The sequence below is a fragment of the Saccharospirillum sp. HFRX-2 genome (genome assembly GCF_043196805.1).
In the GTDB taxonomy this organism is placed as follows: Bacteria; Pseudomonadota; Gammaproteobacteria; order Pseudomonadales; family Natronospirillaceae; genus Saccharospirillum.
Map to the genome: position 1 here is coordinate 216,960 of NZ_JBEBMU010000006.1, position 15,770 is coordinate 232,729.

The window sequence follows — 15,770 nt, forward strand, 5'->3', positions numbered from 1 at the left end:
CATCTATAAATCCGCTCTAACTTCTGTCCAGCTAACATGCTGATTCGTATATTCATTAGACATTGTTTGCTGAGTATGCCCAAACAGATGGTTAACATACTCGTTATCAAAGCCTGCTTCCAAGTATAGATGACCACCCAAGCCCCGGATCGTATGGAAACCAGGCCGCTGCTCGCGAGGCATCGATAGGAATTCTGGCAAGCTATCGCGTAACTGGGCAAACGTCTTACTAAGGTGATCAGGGGTAATCTGAGCCCAGTGCTCAAGCGCTGCAGCCTTCTTCTTCCGCTCAGGAACCCGATGCAAAATGAACGGGCAGACCGGTGCAATTGATCTGGACCGCTGAATAACTTCCTGCGGCCCCTCGCCCATTGTGATTTTCAAAAATGCTCGATGGTCGTGCTTTTCTGTTTTCGACTGAATCACCTGCCAGACATCACCCTCAATGCGGTCATACCTGGCACGCACCCGATCGCCACGTCGCTGGAGTGATATCAGAGCCAGGTCCATTGCGACCTGCATCCAGTCCGAGTACGGATAGTCCCGCCAAACTCTTCATAAAAACCAAGCACTTAGCAGTGGTCGGTTTTGCTGCCCCTATGGCCTAGGCAAATTGGTAGCACCTAACTAGCCCAATCAAATAATCTTAAAGATCAAAGCTCACCAAAAGACGACTCTTCTGGCATAAAAGACTATTTTTTGTGATTTGCATCACGCTTTTTCCTGGGCAATGCCTCATATTGACCGCGCCTTTTATAAGGAGAGTTTGATCGGTCGATATCCAGCCAGGTCCCGTACAAGGTTGAGCCGGATCCCTCGACGATTTCGTTCAATGATTGATGTTGAGGCGTTCGTGAATTTCTCGTTTAACAAGTCCCCGTTGTTGCTCGCTGGTGTCAGCACCCTGGTTCTTTTGTCTGCCTGCTCCCCTTCCCCTAACGGTTCGCCCGGCCCCAGCTTGACCGTTGAGCCTATTAAGCAGTTCCGTTTTGACTGGCCTGCCAGTGATGACGTTACCCATTACCGCATTCTGGAAAATCCGGATGGTCGATCCGGGTTTACAAACGTCAGTGGTGATATTCCGGCAGGTACTGAAACCTTTGTTATGGACGTTGCCCTGCACGCCCGCGCTAACGCCCAATACATTCTGCAACGCTGTAACTCAGACGGTTGCAGTGATAGCCGGGCGACGTACGTTTCCGGGAATCTCGCCACGGGCGTGGGTTATTTCAAACCCGATGTTCTGGTGCCGTTCGAATACCACTTTGGGCAAGCTGTGGCGCTCAGTGGCGATGGCAAAACCATGGCTGTTGCCGGTGGGAATTACCTCCATATCTTTGTGGAAGCCACGCCCGGGCAGTGGCAGCAACAAGAAAAAATCAGTTTACGGAACCCGGCATCCGCCCTGGCCTTCAGCACAGATGGCAACCGGCTTGCGGTTGGGTCTCGCACCGATAACAGCTCAGCCACTGGTATTCATGCCTCTCAATCCGGGGTTAGTGGCAGCGGTGCGCTGCTTTCAGGCGCCGCCTATGTATTCAGCCGCAGTGGCACAAGCTGGTCAGAGCAGGCTTATATCAAAGCCAGCAATACTGCCGCATCCACTTACTTTGGTAACGCCATCGATTTAAGCGCTGATGGTAACCGTCTGGTCGTCGGCTCTTATTCGGAAAACAACGATGCTCGCGGCATTAACACCAGCTTCCCCGCTGCGAGCGATGTCGGTGGTCAACCAGGTTCCGGCGCCGCCTACGTCTATCGCTACGACGGCAGCGAATGGACCGAAGACACCTACATCAAAGCCAGCAATGCTCACAGTGCCTGGTTCGGACGCAGTGTCAGCCTGAGCGGTGATGGCGCAAGACTGGTGGTCGGTGCCATGCAGGAAGATAACGATGCGACCGGCGTCAGCGCCACCTTTCCCGGTGCGGGGGATACCGGCAGCGAATTTAATTCCGGGGCAGCCTATGTCTACTACCACAACGGCGCCGGATGGACCGAAGAGGCCTATATTAAGGCCAGCAATGCCAAGCAACAGGCGCTCTTTGGTGCCAGTGTCAGCCTGGATGACGATGGCGATGTCCTGGCTGTCGGGGCGAAAGACGAAGAGACTAATCTGGTCGGCGTGCATCAGCACCCCAGTTCCGGCAGTGGCCCTAATCGCTACTACTCCGGTGCCGTCTATCTGTACGCTCGAACCGGCACTGGCTGGAGCGAACAAGCCTTTATCAAAGCAGGAAATGCCGACAATGGTGACCATTTCGGCATCGGCGTCAGACTCAGTGGTAATGGCCAGTGGCTGGCGGTGGTCGCCAAAGAAGAGTCCAGCGTCACAGCCGGAGTTCATGGCTCAAGCAACTCCCAACACAACAACAGCGCCGGCGGTTCCGGTGCGGTTTATATCTATCGACACGACAATAGCCTTTGGGCCGAACAGGCTTACGTAAAAGCCAGCAATAACCGGACCGGAGATGGCGGCTTCGGTTACCACACCCAGCCCAGCATTGATCTCAGTGCAGACGGTGAACAATTAGTTGTGGGAATGTGGGCGCAAAGCGGCTTAACAACCGGTATTCAAAGCGACCAGAGTGATCGCTCCGGCGATGAAATCGGCGCGGCTTATCTTTATTAAATTGCGATGATGCGGAGGTTTTAGGCCGTCGTTTAACGGGCTATTCGTGTAGGAACCATCGAACGGTTGAGCGCTTGAATTAACGCACGCCCATCAGACGTAATGACTCAACCCCTGCCCTTCCTGGCTGTCATCGAACCGGTCCAGTTGCATGAGTGGTGAGCCAGGAGATTGACCGCCGTAGACGTTAAAGTCGCGCTGCGATATATGCTCACGACCACTGGAACGACCATTGGCATCGTCAATGATCCACTCTAAAAGTTCCTCGCGCTGACGACCGCTGGAATTAATCTGGCCATTGGTCAGCTTATAACGTTGGCTCTCCTCACTGCTCCAATTGAGCGATAAGGTTTGCTCTTCCGTTGCCGTGCGGTAGCTCATCTCCAAAGTGCGTCGCTGGCTTAGGTACTGAGCATCGGAATCTGCATCGGAACTTTCCCGGCTCTGTTGAGACAGACTGATGGTTAACTGATAAGTACCAGGGCCTATTTCACGAGCGTCTTTTTTCCGATTCGAAGTAAAGGCCGCATCGAAATCGGGCATCGACAATGAACCGGATGACATCGGCTGTGTTTGAGTGTGCTGACTTAACGCGGAAACGGTGCGCCCTACGACGCCCTGAGCCTGGTCCCGGCTGGCGCCAATATCTTCAAGCGCCCGGATGCTGTCGTTAGCCACCTGCAGCAGAGCGTTTAATCCGGAACCATAGAAGCTGCTTAAGGTTTGCGATTGCAAACCACCCGCCAAATTCTGAGTATTACCCATTACGCTCGTCGCAGCGGCCAGCTTTGCCTCCAGCCAGTTGGTGCCCACCTGGCCATAGGTTTGCGCAACAACACCGGGTTTTTTACTCAGTTTGAAACCGTGGCGATCCTCAATACCCGAATCCAGATCAGCTTGCTGCCAATCGGCCGATAAGCGCTTTTCGCCGTTGCTCATGGTTTGCTGCTGCAGCGTTAACTGCTGACTGAGCATCCCTGTCTGCTGGCTCGCGCTGATCTCCAAATCACTGATGGAGCGATCGCTGATGGATTGGAAGAGATCCGTTTGACCGGCGGCCTTACCACTGAACAATTGATCAATGGCAGTCGCCAGGTCTTCGATAACCCGGGCAAAAACCTGCTGTTCTTTTCCCGACAGCGGCTGTGAACTTTCCAGCGTAAAATCAACCAGCTTCCCGGCGATTCCCTCGCGCACGTTAAAGCTCACCTCGGCCCCGGATTCAAGCGTCATACTGACACCCAAAACGGTTCCTAAGGTGCGCTTTGCAGTTGCAGGCGGCTCATCGGCTGACTCAACCGACTGCGGCTGCGGCCGACTTAAACGGCTGAAATCCAGCTGAGCTGCGAGGCTGTCGAAGTGGTCACCGACAACGGCCATCATTCATATCCCTGCGGTGGGCGCATTTTAACCCTTCGAGAGGGGCATCGGCGGAACTCAAGAAAACTTGAACCCATTTTCGATCAGCGCCAGGCTTTAGCATCGTCATTTTCATTCAGGAACGCTATGCAACCTATCGTCGTTTTCTCAGGCAGCGGCCTCAGCGCCGGTGCGGGCCTGGCCACCTTTCGAGGAGCAGACGGCCTATGGCGCCAACACGATCCGCTGACGCTGGCAACGCCCCAAGCCTGGCAAACCAACACCCAATTGGTGACCGAGTTTTATAATGAGCGCCGCGCCCTGGCCTGGAAGGCGCAGCCGACAGCGGCACATCGCGCCATCGCCCGCCTGGAATCGCGTTACCCAGTGCAGATCATTACCCAGAATGTCGACGACCTGCACGAACGTGCGGGCAGCAGTGCCGTTATCCATCTGCACGGTGTGCTCGACCGGGTTCGTTCAACGGCGGATGCCAGCAATAAACGCTGGATGCATGGCGAGGCGGTCGATCTGAATGAACGCGCGGCCGATGGCGGTCAATGGCGGCCGGATGTGGTCTGGTTTGGCGAATCGGTATTGGGGTTTTCGGAAGCGGAAGTGGCGATGGCGGCAGCCGATAAAGTCTTGGTCGTGGGCACTTCGCTGACGGTGCAACCGGCCGCGTCCTTGTTAACACTGGCCGCTGACAAGGCCACCAAGGTCATCATCAATGCTGAACCGGTGCCAGTGCATTCCGGCTTTGAGTTAATACTGGGTAATGCAGATGAGTGTCTGCCTGACTTGGTCGAACAATGGTTAAGCGCCGAGCAGAGGTAGATGTTTCAACTGTTGATAGCGCAACGCCATATCGATGCAGTGACGTAATGCCGCCTCGGGTAAGGGCTTTTGGGGATCGAGTAAAATGGCGCGCTTACCTTCAAACTTCAGCTCGGCGCTATAGACTTCGCGAAAGGTTTCCACCAAGCGAGTGGTACAGACAAAATACACAGCGCACTGCTCGGGCTGTTTGGGTTTCCAATCAAAACGCACCGGGCTGCCACCGGCCACCTTATAACTGGGTTCACCCCATTTGAGCGTTTCTTCGACGGCGCCCAACTGCTGTTCGCTGGCAACCTCGATGATTAATTGCCGCACCTGGTGCAGACAATCACGCGCGGCAGGCGGATAGGTTTTAAAATGTTCAGCGACGTCCGGTGTCATGGCAAAACCTCCCTCGGTTGGGCTAAACGACTTTCAACAGGTCTTTGGCCTCGATCATCTCATCGCGTAAAGCCGCAGCTTTTTCAAAGGCCATGTCTTTGGCGGCGCGATGCATCTCATCTTCCAGTCGTATAATTTCTTTCGACAGTTCCGCCGGTGACATGGTAGCGTAACTTTTCTCTTCGGCGTTGATGCGTTCAACTTTTTGCCGACGGCTGGCCATCTTACCTTTACGGCCGGGTGCTCCCGGTGTGATGGCGCTGTCGAGAATATCCTGAACGTCTTTTTGCAAGGCTTGCGGCGTGATGCCATTGGCTTCGTTGTGAGCGATCTGTTTTTCGCGGCGACGTTCGGTTTCCTCGATGGCACGCCGCATCGAACCGGTCATGTTATCGCCATAAAGAATGGCGGTGCCGTTGAGGTTACGGGCGGCACGACCGATGGTCTGAATCAGCGAACGATCACTGCGCAGGAAGCCTTCTTTATCGGCGTCCAGAATCGCCACCAGCGACACTTCCGGCATATCCAGACCTTCACGCAGCAGGTTAATACCGACAAGCACATCGAACTCACCCAAGCGCAGATCACGGATAATTTCGACGCGCTCGACGGTGTCGATATCCGAATGCAGATAGCGCACCTTGATGCCATTTTCGGCCAGATAATCGGTTAAATCCTCGGCCATGCGCTTGGTCAAGGTGGTCACCAGCGTGCGTTCGCCAAGCTGGATGCGCTTATGAATTTCCGACAGTAAATCATCGACCTGAGTGGAGGCCGGCCGTACTTCAACGAGCGGATCGACCAGACCGGTCGGACGCACCACCTGCTCAACCGTTTGCTGACTGTGTTCGGCTTCGTACTTGGCCGGCGTCGCCGATACATAAATTGCCTGGGGCGCCAAGCGTTCCCATTCTTCGAATTTCAGCGGCCGGTTATCGAGCGCCGACGGCAGACGGAAACCGTACTCAACCAGAGTTTCTTTGCGCGACCGGTCGCCTTTGTACATGGCGCCAATCTGCGGAATGGAGACGTGGCTTTCGTCGATAAACATCAAGGCATCGTCGGGCAGATATTCATACAAGGTCGGTGGCGGCTGACCAGGACCACGGCCGGATAGAAAGCGCGAGTAGTTTTCGATGCCGGTGCAATAACCCAGCTCGCGCATCATTTCCAGATCGTAACGGGTGCGTTGTTCCAGACGCTGCGCTTCGACCAACCGATTGTCTTTTTCGAGAACTTTCAGCCGTTCGCCGAGTTCGGTTTCAATCTCTTCGATGGCTTTGACAATGGTTTCACGCGGTGTGACGTAGTGCGTTTTCGGGTAGATGGTGGTGCGCGTCAGTTTGCTAAGTAATTCACCGGTCAGTGGATCGAACAGACTGAGTTGCTCCACTTCTTCGTCGAACAATTCAATGCGCACCGCTTCCATTTCAGATTCAGCCGGATACACATCAATAATGTCACCGCGCACCCGATAAGTGCCCCGGCCAAAATCGACGTCATTGCGCTTGTATTGCAGTTCCGCCAAGCGGCGCAGAATAAACCGCTGATCCACCGAGTCGCCTTTTTTCAGATGCAGCATCATCTTCAAATAGGATTCAGGCGAACCCAAACCATAGATGGCCGAAACGGTGGCGACGATCAATGTATCGCGACGTTCCAGCAACGCCTTGGTGGCCGACAAACGCATCTGCTCGATGTGTTCGTTAACCGACGAATCCTTATCGATAAAGGTATCCGAGGACGGCACATAGGCTTCGGGCTGGTAGTAGTCGTAATAGGAAACGAAATACTCGACGGCATTTTCCGGCAGGAATTCGCGGAACTCGGAATAAAGTTGCGCGGCCAGTGTTTTGTTGTGCGCCATAACAATGGTAGGGCGCTGCGCCGCTTCAATCACCTTGGCCATGGTGTAGGTCTTACCGGAACCGGTGACACCGAGCAGCGTCTGGGCGGTCAGGCCGGCTTCCAGTCCGGTCACCAGTTGCTCGATGGCCTTGGGCTGATCGCCCGCCGGCTGATATTTGGAATGCACCTTAAACGGCTTCATGGCGACTTCCTGAAGATGACTGACGGAAAACTAGGCCGGCCGGTCAGGACGACCAGCCGGGTCTGGCGTTTAGCGGACGAACCCAGTCGTCACAGTACGGCGACGATGGCGTCACAGACGGCATCGATATTAGAGCGTGACATGCCAGCGACGTTAATGCGGCCACTGCCCACCATATAAAGGCCATGCTCTTCTTTCAGGGTTTTGACCTGTTCCGGCGTTAAACCGGTAAAGGAAAACATGCCGTTCTGGCGACTGATAAAACTGAAATCACGCTTGGCGCCGCGTTCACTCAGCTTGGCAACCATCAGGTCACGCAGTTGCTGAATATGGTCGCGCATGTCGGCCACTTCCTGAATCCAGGCGCTGCGTAACTTATCGTCAGTCAGAATGGTCGCCACCACCTTGGCACCATGTGCCGGCGGGTTGGAGTAATTGCCTCGGGCCAGCGTTTTGACCTGGCTGAAGGCTGACTCGGCGGTGTCGCTGTTCGTTGCCACCAGTGTCATGGCACCAACGCGCTCGTTATAGAGACCAAAGTTTTTGGAGAACGACGACGCCACCAACAGTTCCGGGACTTTCTTGGCGAAGGCGCGCAAACCGGCAGCGTCTTCATCCATGCCTTTGGCAAAACCTTGATAGGCGAAATCGAACAGCACCGCAAAGCCACGTTGGGCAGCAACATCGGCCAGTTGTTCCCACTGCTCAGCACTGGGGTCGACACCGGTCGGGTTGTGACAGCAACCGTGCAGCATCACCGCATCGCCAGCCGGTACTTTGGCCAGATCGGCAAGCATGCCGTCGAAGTCCAGGCTGTAGTCGGCGGCGTTGTAGTAACGGTAAGTCGCGATATTCAGACCCGAACTTTTAAAGATGTTGCCATGGTTGGCCCAGGTTGGATCGCTGACGTGAATGGTGTTCACACCCAACTGAGTTTTCAAAAAGTCCGCCGCCAAACGCAGGGCGCCGGTTCCGCCCGGAGTTTGAGCGGTGCGCGCCCGTTGCTCGGTGATAATGGGATTGCTCTGTCCGAACAGCAGTGCCTGAACCTGGCGGCCGTATTCACCGTCACCGGAAATGGCCAGATAGCTCTTGGTGGTTTCTTCTTTCACCAAGCGCGCTTCAGCTTGCTTAACGGTATCGAGAATCGGCGTCACGCCATCGTCATTCATGAACACACCGACGCCCAAATTAACCTTGTCGGGCCGGGGGTCGGCAGCAAAGGATTCGTTCAGACCCAGGATCGGATCGGCCGGGGCGGCGCTTACGCGTTCAAACATGGAGGCGGGCTTCCTTTTCAGTCAGTGGATGACAGTTGGGTTCTTGAGTATAGCGCGTGCCCAAACCGTGGACTACGCGCACGTTGCACTCGCAACGGCAAAAACCGCAACCAGCTAGAGGTATTGGGCACTTGGAGGACATTTCAACCGCTGTCACGGTTCGTTATAGCTCGGGCTGAGCAAACACTCGTCACCCCTCAAGCGCCGTTCAAATATCCGATCGGACGATCAACCAGTTCCCTGTGCATACAGCTCAAGGTACGACTGCCTGACTTTGTCAATCGACGTATCTTGAATAAAGGAGTCGAAACAGGAGGCATCCTGTATCACCTCAACGGCATCCAATAACTGCCGCAACTGATCGTCATGATCGAACGTATAGATTGCTTGAGCGAGATCCGGCCATTTCTGCAGGGTCTCCTCCACTAACTGACTGCGCCTGATGATCACTGTTTTTCTCAGCGACAACGCCAAATAAAGCGAGCCTGAATTAGTGATACTGACGTGCGGCAATACAATCACGCCAGCGCCGATGATTTTTTGATACAGCTGTTCATCTGAAAACCAACCAAAATCAAAGCTGATGGAGCGACTGCTATCTGACTGAATGAGACATTCACCATAAGAAGGTTCACAAAAACCACACACTTCCAGCTTTCGCCGGCGTTGGGACTTGTTATAAGCATCAACCAGCCTGTCTACGCCTTTGTATTCTGAGATCATCCCGAAATACAAAACGCTGTTGTCGTCGTCATTCTGAATGTCTGGATTTAAATGTAATGCAATATCTGACAAGTAGTTATGGTGCAGAACCGTAACTGCTTTCTTACGAAATCTCTTTTTTATGTGCTCCCTTTGGTAATCAGAATGCACAATGATGTAATTAACGAAAACCTGTAACAAATACCCCAGCCAGCGCGCATACACCCTGTGACGACGGTTGTGGGTATAGCTGACCGAATTATGCAATGTCCATATCACCAAACCGCCCCTTAAACGGATGACCAAGGCCACCACTAAAAGGCGAATCATCCGCAGAAAACCTTTTACAACACCGCCCGAAATAAAGTCATCCATCCAATGGATATGAAGCACTCGTGCACCATTAAAGAGGAATCCAAGCCGGCTGGAATAAAAACCCTCATAATCATATTCACCCATTGAATCGTAGAGAATTCTTATATAGGGATTCCCACTTATTAATGGATGGACCATGATTGTTTTTTTATCCATGCACTGTTCCGCTTGTTAACGTCGCTTATCTATTGAGTGTTATTGATCACGAATCTTACCAGCAGCCCGATGCTCAGGCTGTGATGAGTCTAACGAGTAATAACGGAGCTATCGTAATAAACACACCTATGGATCTGTAACCTGAAGTCCGCCTTATTAAAGACGCGCCCTGGTTCCGGGCGCACTCGGGCAACTCTTACAACAAGGAAAACCGCTGGTGTTTGGCGGTGACGGGACAATCAAAAGACATTTCGACCGCCTTGAGCTTCATCCCTTCATTACTCTTATTACCCTCTCCATAGCGGGGATCACCGATAACGGGATGGCCGATGCCGTCAAAGTGACGTCGAATCTGATGTTTTCGGCCAGTCTCAATCCACACATCCAAAGTCGATCGGTTCGGTTCTGCTTCGTATTTCAGTTTCTTAAATCGAGTCAGGGCTGACTTTCCCTCTATTTCGCTGTTGATCACCCCTTCGTCTTTTATATCGCCCAACACTTCCACGCGATAACGCTTGGTCACAGCGCTGCCGGAGGCGAACAACTCCGACAGCTGCGCGGCGGCTTTGCGGCTGTGCGCGAGAATCATCAGACCGGACGCTTCGCGGTCGAGACGATGAATCAGAAACACTTCCCGGCGCGGCGTGAAATACAGCTCGACCAGACGCGGCAGGGCAGCATGATCGCCCCAGTCGGTGCCCTGGCTGAGCACGCCCGGTGGTTTGTCCCAAACGGAATAATGCGATTCATCGGCGATCAATCGTGGCAATGGCGGTTTGATCGCCAACAATTCTTCGTCGTAAAAGACTTCAAAACGATCGCCAGGCACGATGTCGGTCATCGCCCGGCGCAGCCGACGACGCTTGCCCTTTTTGCCATCGACATGCCAGACGGCGCCCTTGTTCATCATGTCCTTAAGCTTGGACTTGGACAGCTCAATGTTGTCGACCAGAAAGTCGATGGCGATCAAGGCGTCGCTGTCTTCAACTTCCAGTACCAGGTCTATCTGCATAACAGGTGTTTTCTCACTGGCGGCCTGGGCCGCCTTAAAAGGACCCGCCGAAGTTAAAACGGCAGGTCGAGTTTTTTGATTTGATCTTTAATGGCGTCTTCGGCTTGCGATTCCAAACGCCGCAGCCGTTGCTGCAAACGATCACGCTCGGATTCGATGCGATCGGTCACTTCAGCCTGGAATTCGTCAGCCTGCGCCTGGACTCTATCGCGCTCGGCGCGCACCTCGGCCAAACGCTCGTCAAGCGGCGCCCGCAACTGCGCCGCTTCGGCGTCGATGCTGGCGCGGCTTTGTGCCAGCCAGCGGTCGTATTCTTCGCGTACGACACGGCTCAGCGCCTGGTTCAATTGATTATCGAGATCGGATGTTAACGACAGCTGCGGCCGACGCACAGTGCCGTCGATGGCGATGCCCATATCGAAAGAACTGACGCTGCCCAAGGCCTGGTTCAATAACGCTGTGGTACGGCTGTTGCCACCGGCCGCAAAGTTGCTGTCACTGAATCGCAGTGCCAAATTGCCATCCAGTTCGCCATCGATGACATCGACCGTACCCGACAGATCGGTACGGCCCGGCACCCAGTCCAGTTGCGCATCGGCTACCGCAACACGGCGGTCGCCCAACCCCAGATCACGACCGAATAATTCGAAGCGGTCGTGGACGCTGTCGCCACGGCGGTCGAGCACGCCGGCAATGCGCAGGCGCGGATCGTCCAGATCGCCTTTAACGATTTCGATGCGTACCGGCCGGCCAGTCATGCTTTGCTGACCGGTCACATCCAGCAATTGGATGCGCCAGGGTTGGCCGTCGGCTTCAAAACCGATCAGCGCTTCGCGCAACATGAAGTCTGGCGCCGGATTGGGATGTGGGAAGCGCACGTAACGACCATCGAGGCGTTGTGGGCCGTCTTCGTTAGGTTCCGGAGCCAGCCGTGCCAACCAGGGGGACGCCTGTTCATACCAGTCCTGGATTTGCTCAACCTGATCGAAAATCTCGTCGCCGAGCAGCATGCGGCCAAAGCGCGTCGCGGTGGCCGCATTCAGCGGGTACTTCTCTTTCAGTGCGCTCCAGTCTCGTGCCGGTGCTGCGCTGACATCTGCAAGCGCATCCTCGGCGGTCTGCACCGCATCGCGCGCGGCCTGACGCGCATTGGCGACACTGAGTTGATCGCGGGCGGCCTGTTCGGCCAGTGCATTCAAATCGTCCCGGGTACGGCGTACTGCCTCGATACTGTCGAGACGCCGCTCGCCCAATGCATCCAGACGGCGATCGTAATCGTCCAGGCTGGCGTCGTCGGGTAAGGCATCCAACGCTGAGGAGACATTGTCGCTGGCGGTTTGCATTTGGGTCTGGGCCCGGCTGACCGCTGTGCGGGTCTGCTCAAGATTCGACAACGCCACCTGCGTCGGGTCTGGCAAAGAAGAACCCGAGGACGCATTGGCAACGCTGGCGGTTTCGCCGCCGGCATTGGTACGACTCGATGCCGGTGAAGCACCGCCGGCGTCAGCCGTTGCCGGCGCAGCAGCTGCGGTTGTATCGGTGTTATTGGTGCTGTTGCTACTGTCGGTGTTAGTCGCTTCGGCTTGCCGCAACACCCGTCCCGGGCGGCGGCGTTCGGTACCTGAACGCATGCCATCAACAATCATCGCTTCGATGTTGATGCGGCCGAAAAACAACGGCGCCAGACGCAACTGCAGCCGCGCCTCATCGAGTTCGAACAGGTTCTTGGTCGGTTCATCGACATCGGTGATGCGCAGGTTTTCGAGTTTGAAACCAATCGGGCTGAAGGTCAGATCAACATCACCAACGTTCACTTCGGCGCCATTGATGCGCGTACCGCCGGCTTCTATACCGGCTTTGATCCAGTTATCAATAAAGAAAAATCCAATCACCAGCAACAGCGCCAGGACCGCCACAAAACCGATCAAACCGCTCCAGCGAAATACTTTCATCTCAGCGATTCCTTATGGCAGTTTCTGATAGAGGTCATAGAGTTTGCTGGCCTTCAGCGCCTGGACAATTTTCAGGCGCTCCAGCGACGGCATCAGCTTGGCGCGGTAACCCACTACGCTGTAACGGAACAACAGCACGACCGGCACAAACAGCAGCACCGAGATCACCAGACTGCCCAGCGTGACGGTGTGGTTAAAACGGGTCAGTTGCCAGAAGTCATTCTGATAGAGGCCAGTCCAGAAATCGCTCCAGCTGGGCGCCATCAGCCAGGCGTAACCCAACTGATCAAACAGCGGATCGAGCAAATAAGCGAAGCCGGAGAAGATGGCCCAGAGCGCAAAAAAGGTGGCGAGATTGACGCGGAAGATAAAGGCAAACAGCAGGATCAGGGCATTGTGCATCGACAACACCGGCGTCAGGCCGATGATCAACGCCAGGCCGGCGGCAAAGGAAATCTGCCAGGGGCCGGCCTCGGAATTTAAAGCACGCAGAATTTTCAGCAACAGGGTCAGCATGGATGGACCTCAGGTCTTAGAAGCGTCTTAGCGGCTAGCAAAATAACCGCCTTAAAAAGGCAAACATCACAGCGCAGTGTATCCCGACCGGGGCAGCACGTCAGCCGGCCGTCGTGCTGAGATTCACCTTTTGTTCAGTCGTGTTCGCGACATCACTGTGTTGCGTTTGCTTGCGTAATAAACGATCCACGATCCGGCTGGCAGCGACCATACCGAAGCTTGCCGTTACCATCATCGAAGCGCCAAAGCCGGTGGCGCAATCGAGCCGCACGCTGTCGCCGTCGCTCGGCTTTGCCGCGCAGACCTCGCCATCAGCCTGTGGGTAGCGCAACTGTTCGGTGGAATAGACGCACTCGATACCGAACTTGCGTTTGGCGTTGCGACTGAAGCCGTATTCGCGGCGCAGCAATTGACGGGTGCGTGCGGCTAAAGGGTCCTGAATAGTGCGACTGAGATCGTCGACCTTGATCTGCAACGGATCGATCTGCCCGCCAGCACCACCGGTGGTGACCAGACTAATGCGGCGGCGCTTGCAGAAGTTAATCAGCGCCGCTTTGACGCGTACGCTGTCGATGGCATCGAGCACCGCATCCGGTGCCGGGTCCAGGTAACGAATCAGGTTGTCCGGCGTCAGAAAATCGCTGATCGCCTCCACCTCAATCGCTGGATTAATAGCCCGTAAGCGCTCGGCCATAACATCGACTTTCATGCGGCCGATGTTGCCTTCCAGGGCGTGCGATTGGCGGTTGGTGTTGGAGACACAGACATCGTCCAGATCGATCAGCGTAATGCGACCCACAGCGGTGCGCGCCAGGGCCTCGGCCGCCCAACTGCCGACACCGCCAAGACCGACCACAACCACATGACGTTGCTGCAAATAGCTCGTCTGGTCGCGTCCGTATAAGCGCTGGGTGCCGCCAAAACGATCACTGCTCATCTGCCTGTTACCTCACCTTACCGAGCCTGATAAAAACGGCGCGCATTGTAGCAGAAGCACCGCCAGAACTTGCCAGTTTTGCCGCCTTGCGGCAGCATGCCGCCAAACCTCAATAGATCCTGCCATGTTTAACGCTGTCGATCGTCGCAATACTCACGCCATTAAACTCGAACGCTACCGCGACCAACCGGTGCTGCCCATGTGGGTCGCCGATATGGACCTGGCCACCGCGCCAACGGTGCAACAAGCGCTGGAGCAACGCTTCAGTAACCCGGTGCACGGTTACACTCATCCCTGGCCGGAATTGAATCAGGCCGTGGTCAACTGGTGCGCCCAGGAATACGACTGGGCTATTGAGCCGGATTGGATTTTATGGATGCCGGGCGTGGTGCCCAGTTTCAACTTGGCGATCCAGGCCTTCGCCCAAGGTGGCCGCGTTATTGTGCAGGAACCGAATTATCCGCCGTTACGGGCAGCAGCCAAGCATCGCGACTGCACGCCCGTCCCCTTATCGGTGCACTTCGATGGCGAGCGCTGGATCTGGGACTGGCAACAGCTGACCACGGAACTGGCGCATCCGGACTGCCATCTGATGATTCTGTGCAACCCCATGAATCCGCACGGCACCGCGCTCGAGCGCAACGATCTGGAGCGTCTGGCGCAACTGTGCCAGGCCCACCAGGTGGTGCTCTGTTCCGATGAGATTCATTGCGATCTGCGTCTGGACGGCGGCCAGCATTGCCCGGCCGGCTCAGTGGATGCTGTGCGCGATAACAGCCTGACGCTAATGGCCGCCAGCAAGACCTTTAACGTCGCCGGCCTCGGCTGTTCATTTGCCATCGTGCCCAGTGCCCAGCTGCGCAGTCGATACCAGAAAACCGGGCAGGACCTACTACCGCACCCTTCTTTCCCAGGCTATTTTGCGGCCGAAGCGGCTTTCACCGGGGGCAAACCCTGGTTGGATGCACTGCGGCTGCAATTACGCGATAACCGCGACCGTCTGGCAGAAGCGATCAACGCCCTGCCCGGCCTGCGTTACCGGCCGCAACCGGCGACGTTCCTGGCGTGGATTGAATCCGATTTTGCACCGGGAGAAGCCATGCGGCATTTTGTTGCGGCGGGCGTTATGCCCAGTGATGGCCGCGACTTTGGCAATGATCGGGCAGTACGACTGAACTTCGGTACCGATGCGGCAACACTGGAAGAGGCGATTAAGCGACTGGATGATTATTGGCGCCAGAAGATGCCAAGCTGATCGTCTTCAACCGCATCGAGTAATGGCTCGGGCCGACTCAGCTCCGGACTGTCGGGCACTCTGAGCCAGCGTCCACGGGTACCGCGAAAGTACAGCCGCCAGCGATCCTCACGCCAGTTCAACAACGCGATGGGCAGCGTCACCGTTTCACGCGTTAACGGATGCGGCGTGGTTTGCTGAATCACCAGCGCTGTTTTATATAATTGACCGGTCAGTTCGACATCCCGACGCCGACGTTCCAGAAACCGCGCCAGACCTTGCTCGGCCTGCCTGCGAACGAATTCCGGCAAGGTCACGGGATTTTCCAAAGAGGCACTCACACA

Annotated in this window: 14 protein-coding genes; 3 read left to right on the plus strand and 11 right to left on the minus strand. The window is 55.4% G+C overall.

What is annotated here, in order from left to right; genetic code table 11:
- Positions 1 to 3 precede the first annotated feature (3 nt).
- Positions 4 to 522, minus strand: a complete 519-nt coding sequence (locus ABMA60_RS13870) for a tyrosine-type recombinase/integrase (RefSeq protein WP_392804098.1) — start codon at positions 520 to 522, stop codon at positions 4 to 6.
- Between the two features lie 436 nt (positions 523 to 958).
- On the opposite strand from ABMA60_RS13870, the gene ABMA60_RS13875 reads away from it, so the two are divergent.
- Positions 959 to 2,632 carry a hypothetical protein gene (locus ABMA60_RS13875; RefSeq protein ID WP_392804100.1) on the plus strand — a complete coding sequence of 558 codons (1,674 nt, stop codon included), beginning with the start codon at positions 959 to 961 and terminating at the stop codon, positions 2,630 to 2,632.
- Between the two features lie 93 nt (positions 2,633 to 2,725).
- On the opposite strand, the gene ABMA60_RS13880 is transcribed toward ABMA60_RS13875, so the two are convergent.
- Complete coding sequence (locus tag ABMA60_RS13880; RefSeq protein ID WP_392804102.1) at positions 2,726 to 4,015, minus strand: hypothetical protein; 1,290 nt, start codon at positions 4,013 to 4,015, stop codon at positions 2,726 to 2,728.
- A gap of 123 nt (positions 4,016 to 4,138) precedes the next feature.
- Between ABMA60_RS13880 and ABMA60_RS13885 the strand changes: the two genes are divergently transcribed.
- Entirely contained in the window at positions 4,139 to 4,828 is a 690-nt protein-coding gene (locus ABMA60_RS13885; protein ID WP_392804104.1) for a Sir2 family NAD-dependent protein deacetylase, read from the plus strand.
- Here the strand turns inward: ABMA60_RS13885 and ABMA60_RS13890 are convergent.
- From ABMA60_RS13890 to tcdA, 8 genes are all read right to left on the minus strand, one after another.
- Positions 4,808 to 5,212: a DUF1801 domain-containing protein gene (locus ABMA60_RS13890; protein ID WP_392804106.1), complete on the minus strand. Its 405-nt coding sequence runs from the start codon at positions 5,210 to 5,212 to the stop codon at positions 4,808 to 4,810. The genes ABMA60_RS13885 and ABMA60_RS13890 overlap by 21 nt on opposite strands.
- Positions 5,213 to 5,234: 22 nt before the next feature.
- Positions 5,235 to 7,262, minus strand: coding sequence for an excinuclease ABC subunit UvrB (gene uvrB / locus ABMA60_RS13895; RefSeq protein ID WP_392804108.1), 2,028 nt, complete (start codon positions 7,260 to 7,262; stop codon positions 5,235 to 5,237).
- An 89-nt stretch (positions 7,263 to 7,351) separates the two neighbouring features.
- A complete protein-coding gene (locus ABMA60_RS13900; protein ID WP_392804110.1) occupies positions 7,352 to 8,542 on the minus strand; it encodes an aromatic amino acid transaminase in 1,191 nt (396 codons plus the stop codon).
- A 228-nt stretch (positions 8,543 to 8,770) separates the two neighbouring features.
- Entirely contained in the window at positions 8,771 to 9,775 is a 1,005-nt protein-coding gene (locus tag ABMA60_RS13905) for a hypothetical protein (protein WP_392804112.1), read from the minus strand.
- Between the two features lie 196 nt (positions 9,776 to 9,971).
- Positions 9,972 to 10,787 carry an RluA family pseudouridine synthase gene (locus tag ABMA60_RS13910; protein ID WP_392804114.1) on the minus strand — a complete coding sequence of 272 codons (816 nt, stop codon included), beginning with the start codon at positions 10,785 to 10,787 and terminating at the stop codon, positions 9,972 to 9,974.
- A gap of 53 nt (positions 10,788 to 10,840) precedes the next feature.
- Positions 10,841 to 12,739 carry a TIGR03545 family protein gene (locus ABMA60_RS13915; protein WP_392804115.1) on the minus strand — a complete coding sequence of 633 codons (1,899 nt, stop codon included), beginning with the start codon at positions 12,737 to 12,739 and terminating at the stop codon, positions 10,841 to 10,843.
- Positions 12,740 to 12,751: 12 nt separating this feature from the next.
- Positions 12,752 to 13,255 (minus strand): TIGR03546 family protein, encoded by a 504-nt coding sequence (locus tag ABMA60_RS13920; RefSeq protein ID WP_392804116.1) that lies wholly within the window; start codon positions 13,253 to 13,255, stop codon positions 12,752 to 12,754.
- Between the two features lie 100 nt (positions 13,256 to 13,355).
- The gene (gene tcdA, locus ABMA60_RS13925) at positions 13,356 to 14,192 is read right to left on the minus strand and encodes a tRNA cyclic N6-threonylcarbamoyladenosine(37) synthase TcdA (RefSeq protein WP_392804117.1); all 837 of its coding nucleotides are present in this window, start codon (positions 14,190 to 14,192) and stop codon (positions 13,356 to 13,358) included.
- A 124-nt stretch (positions 14,193 to 14,316) separates the two neighbouring features.
- Between tcdA and ABMA60_RS13930 the strand changes: the two genes are divergently transcribed.
- Complete coding sequence (locus ABMA60_RS13930; RefSeq protein ID WP_392804120.1) at positions 14,317 to 15,447, plus strand: MalY/PatB family protein; 1,131 nt, start codon at positions 14,317 to 14,319, stop codon at positions 15,445 to 15,447.
- Here ABMA60_RS13930 and ABMA60_RS13935 read toward each other — a convergent pair.
- Positions 15,420 to 15,767 (minus strand): DUF3024 domain-containing protein, encoded by a 348-nt coding sequence (locus ABMA60_RS13935; protein WP_392804122.1) that lies wholly within the window; start codon positions 15,765 to 15,767, stop codon positions 15,420 to 15,422. The genes ABMA60_RS13930 and ABMA60_RS13935 overlap by 28 nt on opposite strands.
- Between the last annotated feature and the right edge of the window lie 3 nt (positions 15,768 to 15,770).